Here is a 19,607-nt window from a genome sequence, read left to right as displayed (position 1 = left end):
TCTGATCAGCGTCCAGCCGCGTAGCCCTGCATGCCGCGCGGGTTGGCCGCCGCCTTGCGCCACGGATCCTCGCGGGTCGCGGCCGTGAGCCGGCCTTCGGACCATTCGTCGTTCACCTCGACCTCGTGGCCGCGCTTCTTCAGCTCGGCCACGGTGTCCTTGGGGATACGGCCTTCCAGCACCAGCACGCCGGGGCGCGCCGTCCGCGGCCAGAAGGAGGAGGGGAAGTGCTCGCTGTGCCAGGCCGGCGCATCGATCGCCTCCTGCAGGTTCATGTCGCAATGGACATGGCGCAGGAACATCTGCGTGATCCACTGGTCCTGCTGGTCGCCGCCCGGCGAGCCCCAGGCCATGTACGGCTTGCCGTCGCGATGGGCGAGGGTGGGGGTGAGCGTGCTGCGCGGCCGCTTGCCCGGCGCCAGCGAGCCCGGCAGGCCTTCTTCGAGCCAGAACATCTGGCCGCGCGTGCCCAATGGGAAACCGAGTTCGGGAATGACCGGCGAGCTTTGCAGCCAGCCGCCCGATGGCGTGGCCGAGATCATGTTGCCGTCTCTGTCGATGATGTCGAAATGCACCGTGTCGCCGGTCGTCTGGCCGACGCGGCCGACGGTGGGCTCGCCGGCGCCGCTGGCTGCCACACCTGCGCGGGCGCCGTCGGCGCGGCGCAGCTTCACCACGCCGCCATAGCCATCGACCTTGCCGGGCCGCTGCTCCAGCGAGGCATGCGCGGGATCGACCAGCTTGCGGCGATCCTCATTGTAGGCATCCGACAGCAGCGTCTGCATCGGCACGTCGACGAATGCGGGATCGCCGTAGAATGCCTCGCGGTCGGCATAGGCGAGCTTCAGGCATTCGACTTGCAGATGAATGAAGTCCGGGCTGGTCGGATCCATGCCGTCGAGGTCGAAGCCCTTGAGCAGGGCGAGCTGCTGCAGGACCACCGGGCCCTGCGTCCAGGACGCCGCCTTGCAAACCGTGTACCGACCGTAGTCGTAGGTGAGCGGCGCTTCGACCGTGGCCTGCCACTTGGCCATGTCCTGGCCGGTGAGCACGCCCTTGTTCGCCTGGCCGGAGACATCCATCACTTCCTGGGTGCGGCAGAATTTGTCGATCGCTTCGGCGACGAAACCCTGGCTCCACGCCTTGCGCGCGCGTTCGATCTCGGCTTCGCGACCGCCGCCGCCTGCCTCGGCCTCCTTCAGGATGCGGGCATAGCTGTTGCCCAGCGTGACGTTGCGGAAGAGCGAGGCCGGCGCCGGTACCTTGTCGTTCGGCAGGAAGACGGCCGCCGACGTCTTCCAGTGGTTACGGAACTGGTCGGCCACCGTGGCGATGGTGGCGCAGGCGCGCTCTACGATGGGGTGGCCGTTCAGCCAGTAGCCGATCGCGGGCGAAAGCACGTCTCCGAGGCGCATCGTGCCGTAGTCGCGCAGGATCAGCATGTAGGCGTCGAAGGTGCCCGGAATGCAGGCGGGCAGCAGGCCCGTGCCAGGGATGAGATCGAGTCCCAGGCCCTTGTAGTGGGCGATGGTGGCGCCGGCCGGCATCGGACCCTGGCCGCAGACGACCTCGGTCTTGCCGCGGCGCACATCGTGCAGGATCAACGGGGCGTCGCCACCGGGTCCGCAGAGATGCGGCTCGACGACCTGAAGGGTGAAAGCCGTCGCGACGGCTGCATCGAAAGCGTTGCCGCCCTTTTCGAGAATGCCCATCCCGACCGCGGTCGCGATCCAGTGCGTCGAGGTGACGACGCCGAAGGTGCCGACGATCTCCGGCCGCGTGGTGAACGGATTGGGATTGATGAGTTTCACGGGGCGATCTCCTGACGCAAACGCGGAGGAGACCTTAGGCCCCGTGAGGCTGAGCCGCTAGGGGTTGGTCGCTTCCGGCAAGCGCATCCAGGCGGGGACCTCGGGCGTCACGCGAGCATCGCCGGCCGTCAAAGCACTGCCGCCGCGCGCGGCCTCGACCTTGAGCAGCGCCAGGGCGCGATCGCCGCTGCCGGACCGCAGCTCACCCACTTCTTCACCATCAAGGAGAACAGGCGCGCCGGGCTCGGGCAGCGTGCCCTCGACCTTCACCGGAAACAGACGTTTCCGGATCAGGGCGCGATACTTGGTGCGGGCCGTCAGCTCCTGGCCCATGTAGCAACCCTTCTTCCAGTCGACGCCGTTCAACTCGTCGAAGCCGCTTTCCAGGAGAAGAGCCTTCTCCACGATGAGATCGCGGCTGCCGTCCGGCACGCCGAGGGCAAGGCGCAGCGAATCGTAGGCGGCGAGCGGCGCTTCGGCGAAGCCGCGCCCGCCGAGCAGCGCGGCCGTCTGGCCGGCCGGCGCAATCACGCGCACGCCCAGCGCCTCGAGCCGTGGATCGTTGAAAGAGACGGCGCCGTCCAGGCCGAGTGCCTTCGACGGCTCCCTGCCAAAGGCCGCGGCCACTTCCAACGAGGCGCTGCGGTCCTCGACGGTCACCTTGGAGCGTAAGGTGTACATCTTGAGTTTCTTCGCCAGCGCCGGCGCGCGCTCGCGCTCGGTCTCCAGCAACAGGGTCTCGCCGCCCGCGTCGGCCACGAACATGTCGTTCAGGAAGCGGCCCTGCGGCGTGAGGAGGGCGGCCCAGATTGCCTGCCCGGGCGCCACTTTGGTCGTGTCGTTGGAGATCAACCCCTGCAGGAATTCGACCCGGTCTGCGCCGGAGACGGCGATGACGCTGCGGTGCGGCAGGAGGCAAAAGCTTGAACCGGTCATGGGCCCAAGATGTGGGGCTCCATGACCAGCTTGGCAAGCTGGATCAGACCCCCTCCCCTTATATATGGGGAGAGGGATCTATTACGCCGCCGCCGAGGGGCGATAGAACGGCTTGTCCCCACATACCGTGACGCGATGGCCGTACCGGCGGTGGGGGAAGTAGTCGAACATGGCGTGATGCTGGGTGCAGCGATTGTCCCAGAACGCCACCGAGTTCGGCTGCCACTTGAAGCGGCAATGGAACTCCGGCGTCTCGACGTGGCGGTAGAGCATTTCGAGCAGCGCGTCGCTCTCGTGCTTCCTGAGCTGCGGAATGCGCAGGGTGAAGCCGCGGCTGACATAGAGGCCCTGGCGCCCTGTCACCGGATGGGTGCGGACGATCGGGTGCTCGGCGTTGGGGAAGGCCATCTGCTCGCGGTCCGTCGCCTTGGCGCGATAGTAGTGCGCCTTAGTGCTGTCGTGCAGCGCCGTCAGGCCCTGCAGCATCTTCTTCATCGGTTCGGAGAGCGTTTCGTAGGCGCGGTACATGTTGGCGAAGATCGTGTCGCCGGCGCCGTCGGGCGGCACTTCGGTGAGATAGAGGATCGAGCCCATCGGCGGCTCGGGATCGCACGAGACGTCGGAATGCCATTCCTCGCCGGCCACGTGCCTGGAATTTTCGTCGGCCTTGATGACCAGGATCTCGGGATGCTCCTTGAAGGTGATCGGCGCGTTGGGATGAACGTGCAGCGGCCCGAAGCGGCGGCCGAAGTCCTTGTGCTGATCGATGCTGAGCTTCTGGTCGCGGAAGAAGATCACCAGATTGTCCATCAGGGCATCGTGCACCTCCTGGAACTGCTGGTTGCCGAGCGGCTGGGAGAGGTCGACGCCATGAATCTCGGCGCCGATGGTCGGCGTGATCTTGCGTACCTCGATCGTCTGATAGGCCATGCGCGTTTCCTCCTGGCGGTAACGGTACGCTTCTTCGCGGGCGGGGCGCGGGCAAAGTCGACGAAGTCCGCATTACGGACTAGGGTATCGTTATGGCGTCTCCATCTGTCATCGAGCCCGTCAGGCGCAGCTTCGCATTGCTGGAGGCGCTCAGCCGTCGCCGGACCTCGACGGTCTCGGTGCTGATCGAAGAGACCGGCCTGCCGCGGCCGACGGTGCTCCGCCTGCTACACACGCTGATGGCGGTGGGCTATGCCGCCCGCGTGTCGCGCGAGCAGGGCTACCGTCTGACCGACAGGGTGCTCGGCCTATCGGGCGCGATCCGCTTCATCGACCATCTCGTCGATGCCGCCATTCCGCATATGAGCCGTTTCACCGCCGACTACGGCTGGCCGCTCTATCTCGCGACGATGAGCTACGGCGCCATCACCATCCGCCATTCGACGGCGCCCGAAAGCCCGATGTCGTTCGAAACGGCAGGCGTAAACCAGCGGCGATCGGTGCTTCAGAGCGCCCTCGGTCGCGTTTGGCTCGCCTTCTGTAGCGACGAGGAACGACAGACAATTCTGCGTGACATCGGCGGACTTGGCGCTCGCCAGCAGGCGCCGCTCGACCAGGCCCTGCAGCGTATCCGCCAGGCGGGTCATGCCTTCACGCCACCCAACCGTTCCTCCTTGAACGGCATGGCCGTACCAGTCCGGCATCGTCAGCGCATGCTGGGCGGCGTGTCGATGCGCTTCCCGCGGTCGGTTATGGACGAAGCCCAGGTGGCGGCCCGCTATGCTCGGCCGTTGACCCAGATGGCCCGCGCCATCGCGGGCGATGTCGCTGGACGGATCAGTCGATGATGCCGCGCTGGCGCAAGGTCTCGAGGATCAGGTCGGTCGCCTGTTCGACCGAATGGTTGGCCGTGCGGAGATGCAGCTCGGGACGGGGCGGGGGCTCGTAGGCTGAATCGATGCCGGTGAAGTTCGGGAGCTGGCCAGTGCGCGCCTTGCGATAGAGGCCCTTGGGATCGCGCCGTTCGCATTCGGCCAGCGTGGTGTCGACGAATATCTCGATGAATTCTTCGGCACCCACCCGGTCGCGGGCTAGTTGCCGTTCGGCGCGGAATGGCGAAATGAAGGACACCAGGACGATCAGGCCCGCATCGGCGAACAGCCGGGCGGTCTCGACGACCCGGCGGATGTTCTCGACCCGGTCGGCGTCGGTGAAGCCGAGATCGCGGTTCAGTCCGTGGCGGACATTGTCACCGTCGAGCGTGTAGGTGTGGCGCCCTAGCGCATGCAGTCGCCTCTCGACGCTGTCGGCAATGGTCGACTTGCCGGCCCCGGAAAGACCGGTGAACCACAGGACCGCCGGCTGCTGGCCTTTGATCGCCGCGCGCGCCCGTTTGTCGACGGTGAAATCCTGCCAGGTGAGATTGGTGGCTCGGCGCAGCGGAAAGCGGATCATGCCGGCGCCGACGGTCGCGTTGCTGACGCGGTCTATCAGGATGAAGCTGCCGGTCTCCCTGTTTTCGGCATAGGCATCGAAGGGCACGGCACGGTCGAGCGACAGATTGGCAAAGCCGATATCGTTCATCGCGAGCTGCTTGGCGGCCTTGTGCTGGCCGCTGTCGATATCGAGGACATGCTTCAGCTCGCTTACCATCGCGGTCAGCTTGGCCGTGCCGAGATGCATCAGGTAGTGGCGGCCCGGCAGCATTGGCGCCTCGTCCATCCACACGAGATGGGCTGCGAACTGGTCGGTCATCTGTGGAGGCTGGTCGGCGGCCGCAATCATGTCGCCGCGTGCGATGTCGATCGGCTCGGCCAGGGTCACGGTTACCGCCTGGCCGGCGACTGCCTGGGCAAGATCGCCCTCCCAGGTCACGATGCGCTCGACATGGCCGCGCATGCCTGAAGGCAGAACCACGACCTCATCGCCGGGGCCGATGCCGCCGCCCAGAACTGTGCCCGCATAGCCGCGGAACCCCGAGGCGTCGCGATTGATGCACTGCACGGCTAGTCGGAACGGCTGCGTCTTCGGTAATTCGACACTTACGGTTTCCAAATGGTGCAGCAGCGTCGGCCCACGATACCACGGCATGGCAATGCTGGGCTGGATGACGTTGTCGCCCAGCAGGGCCGACAGAGGGAGGGCGGCGACGGATTGCACGCTCAACTGTTCTGCGATCGGCTTGTACGTCGCGACGATTTCTTCGAAGCGAGCCTCACCGTAATCTATTAGATCCATCTTGTTGACGGCGAGCACGACGTGGCGGATGCCCATCAGCGCCACAATGGCACTGTGCCGCCGGGTCTGGCGCAGGACACCCTTGCGGGCGTCGACCAGGATCACCGCCACATCGGCAGTCGAAGCCCCCGTTGCCATGTTGCGCGTGTACTGCTCGTGGCCCGGCGTGTCGGCGATGATGAAGCGTCGTCGGGCGGTCGCGAAGAAGCGATAGCCCACGTCAATCGTGATGCCCTGTTCGCGTTCGACCTGCAGACCGTCGACCAACAGGGCGAGGTCGGGTATGCCGCCGGGGGCACGGTAGGCATGATCATTGCGAGTTGCGGCGGTGAGGTGATCATCGGGGATGACCTTGGCATCGAACAGCAGGCGGCCGATCAGTGTGCTCTTGCCATCATCGACGCTGCCGCAGGTGATGAAGCGCAGCATGTCGGCGCTAGCCGGTCCGCCGGTGGGCGCGGGCGCCATCAGAAGTAGCCCTCGTGCTTCTTGCGTTCCATCGAACTGCCATGACCATGGTCGATGGCGCGGCCCTGGCGTTCAGAGGTCCTGCTCGCCGAGAGTTCGGCAATGATCGCCGATACCGTGTCGGCCCTGGAGTCGATGGCGCCGGTCAAGGGATAGCAGCCCAGTGTCCTGAAGCGTACGAAGCGTTGCTGTACGACCTCGCCCGCGCGCAGGTTCAGACGTTCGTCGTCGACCATTATCAGCATGCCGTCGCGCTCGACGACGGGTCGCTTCGCCGCGAAGTAGAGGGGGACGATGGGAATGTCTTCCTGCGCGATGTAGGTCCAGACATCTAACTCGGTCCAATTCGACAACGGGAAAACCCGAATGGATTCGCCCGGGCCGAGATGGCCGTTGTAGTGATGCCAGAGTTCGGGGCGCTGCCGACGTGGATCCCAGCGATGGCTGGCGCTGCGCAGTGAGAAGATGCGTTCCTTGGCACGTGAAGCCTCTTCGTCGCGCCGCGCACCACCGATCGCCGCAGTGAAGCCATGAAGGTCGAGCGCCTGCTTCAACGCCTCGGTCTTCATGACGTCTGTATGGACGGTGGCGCCATGGGTGATTGGGCTGATGCCGCGCGCGAGGCCATCTCGATTGATGTGGACGCGGAGGTCGAGGCCGAGCTGGGCCAGCCGCCGATCTCGGAAGGCGATCATCTCGCGGAACTTCCAAGTGGTGTCTACATGCAGTACCGCAAAAGGCGGCTTGGCTGGATAGAAGGCCTTCATCGCGAGATGAAGCAGGACGGAAGAATCCTTGCCAATCGAATAGAGGATGACCGGATTGCGGAAGACCGCCGCCGCCTCGCGGAGCGCGTGGATCGCTTCGGCCTCCAGCATCTGAAGGTAGGAGTGTCGCGAGGTTGGCAAGAGCGTTGTCGTCCCTATTCTACCGCTGGCTTTCTATGCGGAAGCCCTTACATCGCACAGCGAGGGCCATTCGAACAGGTCCGTGTAGACACCCGGAAGTTGCAGGAGCGCTGGCGTCTACCAGCATCTCCGGTTCCTGTGCTGCGCCCGCGACATGGTCCGGGATTGCAGCCAAGTCTTGCGAGGCGAAACCATCTGGGGTCGCGGTGCTTGCTGCAGCTTGCTAGAAGCCCTGCGTATCCAATGCAGGAGTTCCCATGACATTCCGCGCGCTCGTGCTGAGCCAGGGTGCCGACCGCAAGGTGAGCGGCACCGTCGAGACCCTTCCCGAGGAAAAGTTGCCCGCGGGCGACGTCACGGTGGCAATCGACTACTCGACCTTGAACTACAAGGACGGGCTGGTGCTGACGACGGGCGGCGGATTGGTGAAGACCTGGCCGCATGTCGGCGGTATCGACTTCGCGGGAACGGTCGAGAAGTCGGACAATGCCGGCTTCAAGGCTGGTGATAAGGTCGTCCTCAACGGCTGGCGGGTCGGCGAGCTGCACTGGGGCGGCTACGCGACCAAGGCGCGGGTGAAAGGCGACTGGCTGGTCAAGTTGCCAGCCGCGATCTCATCCAAGCGGGCCATGGCAATCGGTACGGCAGGCTATACCTCCATGCTCTGCGTGATGGCGCTCGAGAAGCACGGCATCAAGCCGGCGTCGGGCGAGATCCTGGTGACGGGCGCCGCCGGCGGCGTCGGCTCGGTCGCCGTCGCGATCCTGGGCAAGCTTGGCTACAATGTGGTCGCCGCGACCGGCCGGCCGCAGGAAGGCGACTATCTGAAGTCGCTCGGCGCGACGACGATCCTGGACCGCAAGGAACTGACCGAGGCGCCGGACCGGCCGCTGCTGTCGGAGCGCTTCGCCGGCGTCGTTGACACGGTGTCGGGCGTGATGTTTGCCAAGGCGCTGGCCCAGGTGAAGTACGGCGGCGCAGCGGCGGTGTGTGGCCTGGCCGCCGGACCGTCGTTTCCCGGTTCGATCCTGCCGTTCATCCTGCGCGGCGTCTCCGTCTATGGCATCGACTCGGTGATGCTGCCCAAGGGCCCGCGCGAGGAAGCCTGGAAGCGGCTGGGCACCGACCTGCCGCTCGACAAGCTCGACAGCACAGTCAGCGAGGCGGGACTTTCCGACCTGATGACCCTGGCGCCCAAAATCCTCAAGGGCGAGGTCCGCGGCCGCGTGGTGGTCGACGTCAGCAAGTAGCTGGCGTCGCCGCGGCGCACTCGTCGCGGCCCCAAAAATCCTCAAAGGAGGATTAGCCGGCTGCGTAGTTGCGAGCCGGAACAAGTGATAGGGTCGTCTCCGTTCACTTTTGCCGTCCAATCTACGCCGAAGGTATGCCATGACGCCGCCGAACACCGCGCCCGCCAACAATCTCGACGCCTTCTTCATGCCGTTCACGGCGAACCGGCAGTTCAAGAAGAACCCGCGCATGTTGGCCAAGGCGAAGGGTGTTCACTACTGGACCCCGGAAGGCCGCAAGATTATCGACGGCACCGCGGGCCTCTGGTGCGTCAACGCCGGTCACGGCCGCGAGGAGATCAAGGCCGCGATCGCCAAGCAGCTCGACGAGATGGACTACGCGCCGTCCTTCCAGATGGGCCATCCCAAGGCCTTCGAGCTGGCGGCGCGGCACGCCGCACTGCTGCCGGGTGACCTGAACCACGCCTTCTATTGCAACTCCGGCTCCGAGGCCGTGGACTCCGCGCTCAAGATCGCGCTGGCCTTCCAGCGCGCCCGTGGCCAGGGCACCCGGACGCGCTTCGTTGGCCGCGAGCGCGGCTATCATGGCGTCGGCTTCGGCGGCATCTCGGTCGGCGGCATGGTCAACAACCGCAAATGGTTCGGCGCCATGCTGCCGGGCGTCGATCACCTGCCGCATACCCATCTGCCGCAGAACGCCTTCGCCAAGGGCCAGCCCGAGCACGGCGCCGAGCTTGCCGACGAACTCGAGAAGATCGTCGGTCTGCACGATGCCTCGAACATCGCCGCCGTCATCGTGGAGCCCTGCGCCGGTTCCACCGGCTACCTGCCGCCGCCCAAGGGCTACCTGCAGCGTCTGCGCCAGATCTGCGACAAGCACGGCATTCTGCTGATTTTCGACGAAGTCATCACGGGCTTCGGCCGTCTCGGCACCGGCTTCGCCGCCGAGAAGTTCGGTGTCATTCCCGATCTGATGACGGTGGCCAAGGGCATCTCCAACGCCACCGTGCCGATGGGCGGCGTGTTCGTGCGCAAGCACGTGTTCGACGAGTTGATGAACGGTCCCGAGAACGCCATCGACCTGTTCCATGGCTATACCTATTCGGCCCATCCGCTGGCCTGCGCCGCGGCCTCGGCCGTCCTCGACATCTATCGCGACGAGAACCTGTTCGAGCGGTCGGCTGAGCTGTCGCCGTACTGGGAGCAGGGCGTGCACTCGCTGAAGGGACTGCCGAACGTCACGGACATCCGCAACCTCGGCCTCGCCGCCGGTATCGATCTGGCTCCGAGCTCGGCGCCCGGCGCTCGTGGCTACGATGCCTTCGTCAAGGCCTTCGAGCTCGGCCTGATGGTGCGCCAGTCGGGCGACGCCATCGCCATGTCGCCGCCGCTGGTGATCGAGAAGGCGCAGATCGACGAGATCATCGACATCACAGCCAAGACGATCAAGGCGGTCGCTTAGGACCGCCTCCTACCGGAGGGGACAATGGTTTCGCTGACGGCCCTAGCGGCCTTCGGTGCCGTGGCGCTCGGCATGGTGCTGACACCCGGCCCGAACATGGCTTATCTCGTGTCGCGTTCGATCTGCCAGGGCCGAACCGCCGGCCTGATTTCACTGGCCGGTGTGGCGCTGGGCTTCGTCACGTACATGCTGCTGGCGGCCTTCGGCATCACGGCGCTCGTCTTTGCAGTCCCCTATGCCTATGACGCACTTCGGCTGGCGGGCGCCGCCTACCTCGGCTGGCTGGCCTGGAACGCCCTGAAGCCGGGGGGCCGCTCGCCCTTCGAGGTGCGCGACCTGCCGCCCGACTCGCCCCGCCGGCTGTTCGCCATGGGGCTGCTGACAAATCTTCTGAACCCGAAGATCGCCGCACTCTACCTGTCGCTGCTGCCGCAATTCGTCGATGCGAGCCAGGGCGACATACTCGGTCAAACCCTGCTGCTGGGCACGGCGCAGATCGTCATCAGCATGACGGTTAACGCCTTGATCGTCGTGGCGGCAGGAGCAGTGGCTGCTTTCCTGACGGGTCGGCCATTGTGGATGGCGGTGCAGCGCTGGCTGATGGGCACGGTGCTGGCCGTGCTCGCCGTGCGCATGGCTTTCGACACGGGGCGTCGCTAAAACCCTTCCCATGGGCCGCCGCCTGGGATGCGTGCCCGAAGGGCAGGGCGTGTGATTCTCGACGAGGGGTTAGCGGCGTTTGTCGGTGCAGCGGCGGCAGTTGCGCATGTCGCCATCGCGGGTTCCGTCACGGTGCATGCGCTGCTGTACAAGCGCAATGTCGGCGCGGCCGTCTCCTGGATCGGCATCGCCTGGCTGTCTCCGTTCCTGGGAGGCCTGCTTTACGCAATCATGGGCGTGAACCGGGTCAAGCGACGTGCCCAGCGCCTGCGACGCGATCGGCTGCCGCCTGTGAGCAGCAGTTCCGCGGCGGCCATCGCGGTCGATCCCCTGTCGCCGCTCGAGTACGCCGTCGGCCGCCTGACCGGGCTTCCCTCTGTCCCCGGCAATACGATCGAGATGCTGCGCAGCGGCGATCAAGCCTATCCCCGCATGCTGGCGGAGATTGATCTGGCGCAGAGGAGCATCGGGCTCTGCAGCTACATCTTCCGCGCGGATGAGGCAGGGGAGCCGTTTCACCAGGCGCTGATCCGCGCCCAGCAGCGCGGAGTCGAAGTCCGCGTGCTGATCGACGGCGTCGGCGGCGGTTATTTCTGGTCGGGCACCTACCAGCATCTCAAGAAAGCCGGCGTGCCGGTCGCACGCTTCCTCCACTCCTATTTCCCGTGGCGGATGCCGTTCGTGAACCTCCGCAATCACCGCAAGGTACTGGTGATCGACGGAAAGGTGGCTTTCACCGGCGGCCTCAACATCGGCGCCGAGAATATCGAGGCGGCCAAGCCGGCACATCCCGTGCGCGACACGCACTTTCGCATCGAAGGTCCCGTCGTCGAACAGCTCACCGATACTTTTGCCGACGACTGGCTGTTCACGACAGGCGAGCAGCTCGTCTCCCAGGCGTGGTTCCCCAAGCCGGCGGCCGTGGGCGACGTCACGGCCCGCGTGGTCAACTCCGGACCCGACGAGGACATGGAGCAGATCGAGTTCGTGGCGCTGCATGCGATCTCGTGCGCGCGCCGGTCGATCCGCGTCGTGACGCCTTATTTCCTGCCGGCGGAGCCGCTCACCATGGCCCTCGGGCTGGCCGCCATGCGCGGTATCGAGGTCGATATCCTGCTGCCGGAGCACTCCAATCACGCGATCCTCGACTGGGCGCGGCGGGTGCCGCTCAGGCCGCTGGTCGAGGCGGGCTGTCGCGTCTGGTTGCTGCCCGCACCGTTCGACCATTCCAAGCTCATGACCATCGACGAATCCTGGTCGATGATCGGTAGCGCCAACTGGGATACGCGCAGCTTTCGCCTGAATTTCGAGCTGAACGTCGAGCTGCACGATGCCGACTTCGCGCGTCGCATCATCGAGGCGACGACGCCGAAGCGGCAGTTGACGGTGGCCGAGATCGACGCCGATCCCCTGCCCATTCGTCTGCGCAACAGCGCCGCGCGCCTGCTGCAGCCCTATCTGTAGAAGCGCCGCAGCCGATCCTTGCGCGGCTTGCGTGCCGCTGCCGCCATCGCGGCCGTGTTGCTTTCCGCGAGATCGAGTTCGAGCCGGATCGGACGGTGGTCGGACGGGCCGAAATCCAAGGCATAGGCCGAGCGGCAGACCAGGCTGTGCGCCAGGCAGCGGTCGAGGCGGAACGGCACGACGTTGCTGGCGAGGTGCGTGGGCTCGCGAGGACCGACGTCGGTGAAGCCCGGAATGAGTACCGGACCGACGGCATTGTAGTCGCCAATGATCGCCGAGGGTCGGCCCTGCAGGAAGGTCGCAAGGCGCGCAAGCTGACGCCGGTTCAGGAGCTGACCGTGCGACAGGTGGACATTGGCGAAGGTTATTTCTCCCACTTGAACGATCTGCGCGCGCCGGCGCGGCAGGCGGCCGGGCAGTCGCGATGCCGGCAGCGAGAAAGCCGTGGGCGGCGGGAAATGATGCGGGCTCCAGACGGCCAGCCCATGGATGCGGCCCAGCCAGGAAAGCCGGTGGAAGTGGCCGCCGACCAGATTGGGCAGCTCCTCGATGTGCTTGGTCGCCTCCTGCATCAGGAACAGGTCGGGCTTCTCGCGGCGCGCCAGTTCGGCGACGTCCTCGACCGCCGCGCCGGTCAGGCGCAGCAGGTTCCAGCTGATCACTCTCATGGGCAGCTCACGGCTTGGCGGTCCTGTCGCGCCGGGCGCGCCGGATCTGTTCGGTCATCGAGGCGGTGCCGCCGGCCGCCGCCTGCAACTCATGCCTCACCAGCTCGCGGCGCTCGTGGATGGAAGCGATGACCAGGCCCATCGGCACGCCGAGACCGACCAGGGCCGATTCCGCCAGCTGCAGGCTGGCTTCGATGGTCTCGGGCACCGTGTCGGTGACGGCCAGCGTGTAGAGATGCCGGGCGTGCTGGGCGTCGTGGGCGCGCGCTACGATCATCACGTCGGGGCGACGCGTGCGGACGGCACGGACCACGTCGTCGACGGCGGCGGTATCGATGGTGACGATCACGCCCGTCGCCTCGTCGATGCCGCAGCGCTGCAGGAAGAGCGGATTGGAGGCGTCACCGAAATAGACGGGGCGGCCGAGCTTGCGCCAACGCTCGACCCGCGGCGCGTCGCGGTCGGCGGCGACATAGGCGATCTCGTGCTTGTCGAGCATGTCGCAGACGAGCTGTCCGACCCGGCCATGGCCCACGACGATCACACGCTTGGCATGATCGTCCGGCGGTAGCGCGGTCGCGGGCGCTTCGCTGGCGATTCCGTCGGCGACACGCTGGGCGGCGCGGCGCGCGAACAGGGAAACGAAAGGCAGGGTGCCCATGGTCAGCGACACGACGGCCAGGACGCCGGCCGACACGCCGCTGTCGATCAGTCCGTAGGTCGTGGCGAGCCCGATGCCAATGAAGGCGAACTCGCCGCCGGGAGCCAGCAGCAGGCTGGTTTCCACGCTCGCCGCCCAAGGGACGCCGAACAAACGGCAGAGCGGCGCCAGCAGGACCGACTTGGCCACCATCATGGCTACGAAGCCACCAACCACGAGAAGCGGCTCGCGCCAGATGAAGCTCAGGTCGATGTGCATGCCGACCGAGAAGAAGAAGACGCCAAGCAGCAGGCCGCGAAAGGGGTCGATCATCGCCTCGACGGCGCGGCGATACTCCGTCTCGGCCAGGAGAAGCCCGGCGATGAAGGCACCGAGCGCCATCGACAGGCCGGCATAGGCCGCGATCACGCCCGAGCCGACGGCGATCAGCAGGGTCGCCGCCATGAAGAATTCCGGATTGTCCGTCGAGGCAGCAAGCCGAAACAGGGGTTTCAGAATTACCCGTCCGACCAGAGTGATGATCCCGATGGCCACGACCGCCTCGAACAGCGCAATGACGATGCCCTGGACGACGTTGCCCTCTGAATGGCCTCCCAATGCACTGATCAGGAACAGGAGCGGCACGACCGCGAGGTCCTGAGCCAGCAGGATGGCGAAGCTCGTTCGGCCGGTGGTCGACATCATGCGTCGTTGCCCGGACAACAGCTCCATTACGATCGCCGTCGAGGAGAGCGCGAGGCAGGCGCCGATGATCAGGGCGGCGTCCGGCGGTTGGCCGAGCCACAGGGCGACCAGGCTGATGGCCAGGGTCGAGATGAAGCACTGCAGACCACCCAGGCCGAACACCAGTCGGCGCATGGTGGTCAGACGGCGCATCGAAAGCTCGAGGCCGATGAAGAAGAGCAGGAAGACGATGCCGAGGTCGGCGATGAAGGCGATTTGCCGTTCGCCGGTCACCGTTAGCCAGGCAATTGCGCGGGAATGTTCGGCCAGCCGGCCGAGCCCGAAAGGGCCGAGCGCCGCGCCGACAACCAGAAATCCGAGAACGGGGCTGATTTTGAGACGTTGAACGACCGGCGCCACGACGGCTGCGGTGCCCAGGATGATGAGCGCATCCTTGAACGCGAAGATTTCACTGGGCCCTGCCATTGCCCGCAAACATAGACTGCGCGTCGCGATCTGTGCACACTTTCCTCGACTGAGATCGACATCGGGATGAAACGACATGAAGGTGGTAATCACCGGCGGCGCAGGCTTCCTCGGTAAGAAGCTGGCCCGGCGAATCCTGCAGCAGGGCGAGATGGCAGGCCCTTCGGGTCGACCCGAGAAGGTGAGCGAGCTGCTGCTGTTCGACGTTGCGAAGGCGAGCGGACCCGATCTCGACGACCCCCGCGTCAAGGCGCTGGACGGCGACATCTCGAATTTCGCCACGGTGCAGTCGATCATGCAGGGTGCAGCAACCGTGTTCCATTTTGCCGCAGTCGTCAGCGCCGGCGCCGAAGCCGATTTCGACCTCGGCTACCGGGTCAATCTCGACGGCACGCGCAACGTGCTCGAGGCCTGCCGTGCGCTCGGAACCAACCCGCGCGTCGTCTTCACGAGTTCACTGGCGGCCTTTGGCGGTGACCTGCCCCCCGCGGTCACCGACGACACGCCGCTGACGCCGCAGACTTCGTACGGGGCACAGAAGTCGATCGGCGAGTTTTTGGTGCGCGACTATACCCGCAAGGGATTCCTGCGCGGCACTTCGGTGCGGCTGCCGACCATTTGTGTGCGTACCGGCCTGCCCAACAAGGCGGCTTCGACCTGGGCAAGCTCGGTCGTGCGCGAGCCCCTGACGGGCGTCGATGTGGTCTGCCCGGTGACGCCCGAGACGGTCATGGTGGTTCTGAGTCCGCGCAAGACGGTGGATGCCTTCATGCGCCTGCACGATCTCCCGCCCGACGCCTTTGGTCCCGGTCGCACCCTGCTGCTGAACGGTATCAACGTCACGGCCAAGGAGCTCGAACAGGCGGTCGGCCGCCATGCCGGCAACCGCAAGGTCGGCAAGGTGACGTGGCAGCACGATCCGGCGATTCAGAAGATCTGCGACGGCTGGCCCCAGGGCATCGACTCGGCGCGCTCGCGCAAGCTCGGCTTCGAGACCGACAAGGATCTCGACGAGGTCGTGCGCAACTTCATCGCCGACGACCTCGAGGAGCAGATGAAGATCGCGAAGCCGGCCTAGTTCCTGGCGCGCAGCATCCGCCAGCCATTCTGCAGGTGACGCAGGGGCCCCCAGACGTGGCGGGTCCGCATCATGTGCCAGCGTTGCGGCTCGTTGTCCGGGCCGGCGATGGCGCCGGCATCGTCGACGAAGTCGGTGATGCCGACCGCGTCGGTATCCCATGGTCCGGTCGTTTTGAAGATCGTGGTCTTGGCGCCGTAGCCCGAGAGGGCGCGCGACATGCCCGAGGCCATGAAGTCCATATAGCGCGGCAGGCTCTCGGGGCGGCAGAGATAGCCCTTGTTGAAGCCGACGGCGAGCAGGCGGAAGTGAAAGGGGTTCTTCTCGAGGTAGCGGATCACTTCCGTGGTGTTGGCCGGATAGCGCGGCGAGAAGAAGTCGTCGATTACGACGATGCCGTCGGTGTTGACGATGCGGTTGGCGAATTCGAGTTCGCGGTAGACCGCCGTGCCGGTGTGCTCGCCGTCGATATGGAACCAGCGCACCGTCTGGTGCATCGCCTGCAGATCGAGCTTCGCCGGCAGGTCGGCCGAGGGACCGGAGAGCGGCACGATGTTCGCGGGCTTTGCTCCGACCGACTCGATCGAGCGGTGCACCGCCGGCTCGTCGAGCCTGAGGTCGCAGAGATAGAGCTTCTCGTTGCCCTTTCGGTAAGCGGCCAGGACCGACGCCGAACGGCCGCGCCACACGCCGATTTCGAACAGGTCGCCGGTCGTGCCGGCCTGCTGATCGAGCAGGGCGCGCCAGACGCAATAGGACTGGAACATGAACCAGCCCGGAATCGCGTCGATTTTCTCCCAATTGAGCATCGTCGGTCCTCGTGTGCGGCGCCTTGCTAACAGCGCCCTCACGATGCCGCAAGCCGTCAGCGCTTGCACCTGCGGCAACCGTCCGGTAGAGCCGCCAACACCGGAAAATGCCAACAACTACAATCGCGTACAGGACCACTGTCGGTCTGCTCTGGATCCTGGTGCTCTGGCATAGCTGGGAGAGCCGGGGCCTGTTCGTCGACGGATCGGCATTCCTCGTGCAGATTGCCCGCCGCGAATGGTTCTTCGATTTCTACGGACCGCGGCTTTACGCCATGGTGCTGGGGCAGTTTCCCGCCATCATCGCGCTCTTTCTGGGGGTCACGGACCTCCATTTGTTAGCCAAGCTCCTGTCGCTCGGCCTGCTGGCGCTGCCGACGGCCTTCTATCACGTCGCCCTGACGCGGGTGCGGCACGACCCAGTCCTGCTGGCCGCCGTCCTGGCCGTGATCGGCATCGTGTTCATGACGACGTCGTTCTTCATCGTCGGCGAATACAACACTGCGTTTGCAGTCGTCGTTGCCGTCACGGCGAGACTGATGACGGCAGAACGGCTGACCGTCACCGACGGCGCGTTTCTCGTTGCAGCCGGTGTCCTGAGCTTTCGGACCTACGAGGTGATGATCTATTGCGGCCCGCTGGTCGCCCTGATGATCGCCTGGTGCGTGTACCGCGCCCAGGAACGGCCGTGGTTCGCGACCACGCTGCATGTCCTTGCCGTCTTGCTGTTCCTGGGCGGCATGGTGGTGGCTGCCGACTCGCTGATCCATCCGTTCTCTCAGGAGCATCTCAGCAAGACGGCGGCGACCGTCCTCAATGCCTGGCAGAACGTGCAGTTCGATCTGACCTTGCTGGCGGCGCTCGTGATCGTCGTCTGGGCGATCGTCCGTCCAGCCGATCTGGCCACGCCGAGGCCTTATCTGTTCGCCGGCTTCTTCCTGGCTGTGCTGGTCGTCTCGCCGCTGCTGTCGCTGACCGACACGCTGGTGCGGCCACACGCCAAGTCGCAGTACGTGGCGCGCAGCATTGCCGGCCTCGTGGTCGCGACCGTCGCTGTGCTCATCTGGATCTACAAGTCGCCACTGGCCGACAGGATCGCGGTGTTCCGGCAGCTGCGGCAGCCGATGGCGGCGCGGCGGTTGATGACCTTCGGCTGGCTGATGGTGCTGGCCATGGTGCCGTCCGACATGTTCCTCACTTTGGAATGGCGCAACTATCTCCAGACCGTCCAGACGATCGTGCGCCAGCAGAATGGGGTCATCGCCTACGAGAACACGCCGCTTGCCAAACGGCCGCTGGAGATGCTGGTCGAGCCATGGATCCTGCCCAGCCAGAGCCTCGTGCTGCGCTCCAAGCGCGGCGACGGCATCATCGCGCCGCCGAAGGATTTCGAGGGCTGGCAGCCGTTCCCGCCGGCCGAGCCCTATCCGCTCGGCCCCTTCGTCTGGCGCGACTGAGGCGTCGCGCTAAGGCCGCATCCACATGGAGGAGCGGCCCGACCCGCGTACCGGCGCGGCCAGTTCGACGAACTCGCACAGCACCTGGCGGGTGTCGCGCGGGTCGATGATCTCCTCGATCCAGAAAGTCTCGGCGCTGCGGAACGGAGACCGCAGCTTGTTCAGCCGGTCCTCGATTTCCTCCATCTTGGCCTTGCGGTCGGGGGCCGCGTCGAGATCGGCGCGATAGGCGGCCTCGATGCCGCCTTCGAGCGGCAGCGAGCCCCAGCGACCCGACGGCCAAGCATAGCGCCAGTTGAGCCGCGAGCCGTTCTGATGGGCCGCGCCCGCCACGCCGAAAGCGTTGCGGATGATGAAGGTGCACCACGGCACGGTCGACTGGAACATCGCCGACATGGTGCGCACGCCCTGTCGGATGACGCCGCTCTTCTCGGCTTCGAGGCCGATCAGGAAGCCCGGACAATCGCAGAAATAGACGACCGGCAGATGGAAGGTCTCGGCGAGATCGACGAAGCGCGCGACCTTCTGGCAGGCATCGGCCGTCCAGCCGCCGCCGTAGAACATCGGATCGCTCGCCATCACCGCGACCGGCCAACCGTCGATGCGCGCCAGCGCGGTGACGACGGAGCGGCCGTAGAGCTTGCCCATCTCGAAGAAGCTGCCCTGGTCAACGATCTTCTCGACGATCGGGCGGATGCGATAGACCTTGCGGACGTCGCGCGGGATGGCCTCGAACAGCGATTCCTCGCGACGCTTGGGATCGTCGGTCTGCGGCCCGCGGGCCGCCGTCTCGTAGACCGAGGAGGGCATGTAGGACAGGAAGCGGCGGGCGAAGGCGAAGGCCTCGTCCTCGCTGTCGGCGGCCTCATCGATGGCGCCGGCGCGCAGCTGGATCTCCCAGCCGCCCAGATCCTGCTTGTCAAACTGCTTGGGGCTCAGTCTATTTACTACCGGCGGCCCGGCGACAAACATCGCCGAGATTTCCTTCACCATCACCGAGTAGTGCGTGGCGGCCAGCCGCGCGGCGCCGAGGCCGGCAACGGAACCCAGGCCGAGCCCGACCGTCGGCACCGTGCCCATATTCTGCACAACCCATTCCCAGCCGCGGACGCCCGGCACGTTGGCGCGGCCCGTGGTCTCGATGGTCTTCACCGACCCTCCGCCGCCCGACCCTTCGATCATGCGCACCAGCGGCACACGATACTGGTTGGCGAAGCGCTCGATGAAGATGTCCTTTTCCTTGATCGTGGCGTCGGCCGAGCCGCCGCGCACGGTGAAGTCGTCGCCGGTGACGGCGACCGGGCGGCCGTCGATGCGGGCGCGGCCCATGACGGCATTGGCGGGCATCAGGTCGACGAGGTCGTTGCGTCCGTCATATTCGGCCTTGCCGGCGATGCTGCCGATCTCGCGGAAGGAGCCATCGTCGACCAGCCGGTCGATGCGCTCGCGCACGGTGAGGCGGCCGCCATCGTGCTGGCGCTTCACCTTGTCGGCTCCGCCCATGCGCTTCGTCATTTCCTGACGCCGCCGCAGCTCGTCCATTTCGGGTTGCCAGCTCATGTCCTGCATTCCCTTCGTGTGTCGTTCCAATGTTCGTAGCAAACGGTGCCGGTCGGTCGCTATGGTGAAAGCAGCTTTTGCAGGCTCGCCGGGCCGAT

General features: G+C 65.8%; 16 protein-coding genes. 7 read left to right on the top strand and 9 right to left on the bottom strand.

All coding sequences use genetic code 11. The annotated features are described in order from the left end of the window. Nucleotides 1-5 precede the first annotated feature (5 nt). From BN60_RS16865 to BN60_RS16855, 3 genes are all read right to left on the bottom strand, one after another. Nucleotides 6-1,811, bottom strand: coding sequence for a gamma-glutamyltransferase family protein (locus BN60_RS16865; protein WP_020697281.1), 1,806 nt, complete (start codon nt 1,809-1,811; stop codon nt 6-8). A 57-nt stretch (nt 1,812-1,868) separates the two neighbouring features. Then, nucleotides 1,869-2,747, bottom strand: a complete 879-nt coding sequence (gene ygfZ, locus BN60_RS16860; RefSeq protein WP_020697280.1) for a CAF17-like 4Fe-4S cluster assembly/insertion protein YgfZ — start codon at nt 2,745-2,747, stop codon at nt 1,869-1,871. An 81-nt stretch (nt 2,748-2,828) separates the two neighbouring features. After that, entirely contained in the window at nt 2,829-3,677 is an 849-nt protein-coding gene (locus BN60_RS16855) for a TauD/TfdA dioxygenase family protein (protein WP_020697279.1), read from the bottom strand. A gap of 92 nt (nt 3,678-3,769) precedes the next feature. Between BN60_RS16855 and BN60_RS29040 the strand changes: the two genes are divergently transcribed. Then, the gene (locus tag BN60_RS29040) at nt 3,770-4,525 is read left to right on the top strand and encodes a helix-turn-helix domain-containing protein (RefSeq protein WP_020697278.1); all 756 of its coding nucleotides are present in this window, start codon (nt 3,770-3,772) and stop codon (nt 4,523-4,525) included. Here the strand turns inward: BN60_RS29040 and cysN are convergent. Beyond that, nucleotides 4,515-6,383, bottom strand: a complete 1,869-nt coding sequence (gene cysN / locus BN60_RS16845; protein ID WP_020697277.1) for a sulfate adenylyltransferase subunit CysN — start codon at nt 6,381-6,383, stop codon at nt 4,515-4,517. The two genes, BN60_RS29040 and cysN, sit on opposite strands and share 11 nt — an antisense overlap. Continuing rightward, nucleotides 6,383-7,261 (bottom strand): sulfate adenylyltransferase subunit CysD, encoded by an 879-nt coding sequence (cysD, locus tag BN60_RS16840; RefSeq protein ID WP_020697276.1) that lies wholly within the window; start codon nt 7,259-7,261, stop codon nt 6,383-6,385. The genes cysN and cysD overlap by 1 nt, the downstream gene beginning before the upstream one ends. Before the next feature lie 287 nt (nt 7,262-7,548). On the opposite strand from cysD, the gene acuI reads away from it, so the two are divergent. The 4 genes from acuI (at nt 7,549) to BN60_RS16820 (ending at nt 12,127) form a co-directional block, all read left to right on the top strand. Beyond that, nucleotides 7,549-8,541, top strand: a complete 993-nt coding sequence (gene acuI, locus BN60_RS16835) for an acrylyl-CoA reductase (NADPH) (protein WP_020697275.1) — start codon at nt 7,549-7,551, stop codon at nt 8,539-8,541. A gap of 139 nt (nt 8,542-8,680) precedes the next feature. After that, on the top strand, nt 8,681-10,003 hold the full coding sequence (gene aptA, locus BN60_RS16830; RefSeq protein WP_020697274.1) for an omega-aminotransferase AptA: 1,323 nt from the start codon (nt 8,681-8,683) through the stop codon (nt 10,001-10,003). Between the two features lie 24 nt (nt 10,004-10,027). Next, nucleotides 10,028-10,663 carry a LysE family translocator gene (locus BN60_RS16825; RefSeq protein WP_020697273.1) on the top strand — a complete coding sequence of 212 codons (636 nt, stop codon included), beginning with the start codon at nt 10,028-10,030 and terminating at the stop codon, nt 10,661-10,663. A gap of 51 nt (nt 10,664-10,714) precedes the next feature. Next, nucleotides 10,715-12,127 carry a phospholipase D-like domain-containing protein gene (locus BN60_RS16820; protein ID WP_020697272.1) on the top strand — a complete coding sequence of 471 codons (1,413 nt, stop codon included), beginning with the start codon at nt 10,715-10,717 and terminating at the stop codon, nt 12,125-12,127. Here the strand turns inward: BN60_RS16820 and BN60_RS16815 are convergent. Continuing rightward, entirely contained in the window at nt 12,118-12,795 is a 678-nt protein-coding gene (locus tag BN60_RS16815) for an endonuclease/exonuclease/phosphatase family protein (RefSeq protein ID WP_051150144.1), read from the bottom strand. The two genes, BN60_RS16820 and BN60_RS16815, sit on opposite strands and share 10 nt — an antisense overlap. Nucleotides 12,796-12,802: 7 nt before the next feature. Continuing rightward, the gene (locus tag BN60_RS16810) at nt 12,803-14,605 is read right to left on the bottom strand and encodes a cation:proton antiporter domain-containing protein (protein ID WP_020697270.1); all 1,803 of its coding nucleotides are present in this window, start codon (nt 14,603-14,605) and stop codon (nt 12,803-12,805) included. 76 nt (nt 14,606-14,681) lie between these two features. On the opposite strand from BN60_RS16810, the gene denD reads away from it, so the two are divergent. Beyond that, nucleotides 14,682-15,683 (top strand): D-erythronate dehydrogenase, encoded by a 1,002-nt coding sequence (gene denD / locus BN60_RS16805; protein ID WP_020697269.1) that lies wholly within the window; start codon nt 14,682-14,684, stop codon nt 15,681-15,683. Here denD and BN60_RS16800 read toward each other — a convergent pair. Continuing rightward, nucleotides 15,680-16,492 (bottom strand): class I SAM-dependent methyltransferase, encoded by an 813-nt coding sequence (locus BN60_RS16800; protein ID WP_020697268.1) that lies wholly within the window; start codon nt 16,490-16,492, stop codon nt 15,680-15,682. The two genes, denD and BN60_RS16800, sit on opposite strands and share 4 nt — an antisense overlap. Nucleotides 16,493-16,599: 107 nt before the next feature. Between BN60_RS16800 and BN60_RS16795 the strand changes: the two genes are divergently transcribed. Next, nucleotides 16,600-17,949 carry a hypothetical protein gene (locus BN60_RS16795; RefSeq protein WP_020697267.1) on the top strand — a complete coding sequence of 450 codons (1,350 nt, stop codon included), beginning with the start codon at nt 16,600-16,602 and terminating at the stop codon, nt 17,947-17,949. Nucleotides 17,950-17,958: 9 nt separating this feature from the next. Here BN60_RS16795 and BN60_RS16790 read toward each other — a convergent pair whose 3' ends face one another. After that, nucleotides 17,959-19,509, bottom strand: a complete 1,551-nt coding sequence (locus BN60_RS16790; protein WP_043285933.1) for an acyl-CoA carboxylase subunit beta — start codon at nt 19,507-19,509, stop codon at nt 17,959-17,961. Nucleotides 19,510-19,607 lie beyond the last annotated feature (98 nt).

Origin of the sequence: Reyranella massiliensis 521 (assembly GCF_000312425.1) — a bacterium.
GTDB lineage: Bacteria > Pseudomonadota > Alphaproteobacteria > Reyranellales > Reyranellaceae > Reyranella > Reyranella massiliensis.
The sequence above is the reverse complement of the archived record's forward strand: the minus strand, read 5'-3'. Positions and strand labels throughout refer to the sequence as shown.

Excerpts from the sequence above, each read along its gene's own strand:
- ygfZ (WP_020697280.1), bottom strand. The coding sequence starts at position 2,747 with ATGACCGGTTCAAGCTTTTGCCTCCTGCCGCACCGCAGCGTCATCGCC.
- BN60_RS16855 (WP_020697279.1), bottom strand. The coding sequence starts at position 3,677 with ATGGCCTATCAGACGATCGAGGTACGCAAGATCACGCCGACCATCGGC.
- BN60_RS29040 (WP_020697278.1), top strand. The coding sequence starts at position 3,770 with ATGGCGTCTCCATCTGTCATCGAGCCCGTCAGGCGCAGCTTCGCATTG.
- cysN (WP_020697277.1), bottom strand. The coding sequence starts at position 6,383 with ATGGCGCCCGCGCCCACCGGCGGACCGGCTAGCGCCGACATGCTGCGC.
- cysD (WP_020697276.1), bottom strand. The coding sequence starts at position 7,261 with ATGCTGGAGGCCGAAGCGATCCACGCGCTCCGCGAGGCGGCGGCGGTC.
- acuI (WP_020697275.1), top strand. The coding sequence starts at position 7,549 with ATGACATTCCGCGCGCTCGTGCTGAGCCAGGGTGCCGACCGCAAGGTG.
- aptA (WP_020697274.1), top strand. The coding sequence starts at position 8,681 with ATGACGCCGCCGAACACCGCGCCCGCCAACAATCTCGACGCCTTCTTC.
- BN60_RS16825 (WP_020697273.1), top strand. The coding sequence starts at position 10,028 with ATGGTTTCGCTGACGGCCCTAGCGGCCTTCGGTGCCGTGGCGCTCGGC.
- BN60_RS16815 (WP_051150144.1), bottom strand. The coding sequence starts at position 12,795 with ATGAGAGTGATCAGCTGGAACCTGCTGCGCCTGACCGGCGCGGCGGTC.
- BN60_RS16810 (WP_020697270.1), bottom strand. The coding sequence starts at position 14,605 with ATGGCAGGGCCCAGTGAAATCTTCGCGTTCAAGGATGCGCTCATCATC.
- denD (WP_020697269.1), top strand. The coding sequence starts at position 14,682 with ATGAAGGTGGTAATCACCGGCGGCGCAGGCTTCCTCGGTAAGAAGCTG.
- BN60_RS16800 (WP_020697268.1), bottom strand. The coding sequence starts at position 16,492 with ATGCTCAATTGGGAGAAAATCGACGCGATTCCGGGCTGGTTCATGTTC.
- BN60_RS16795 (WP_020697267.1), top strand. The coding sequence starts at position 16,600 with ATGCCAACAACTACAATCGCGTACAGGACCACTGTCGGTCTGCTCTGG.
- BN60_RS16790 (WP_043285933.1), bottom strand. The coding sequence starts at position 19,509 with ATGAGCTGGCAACCCGAAATGGACGAGCTGCGGCGGCGTCAGGAAATG.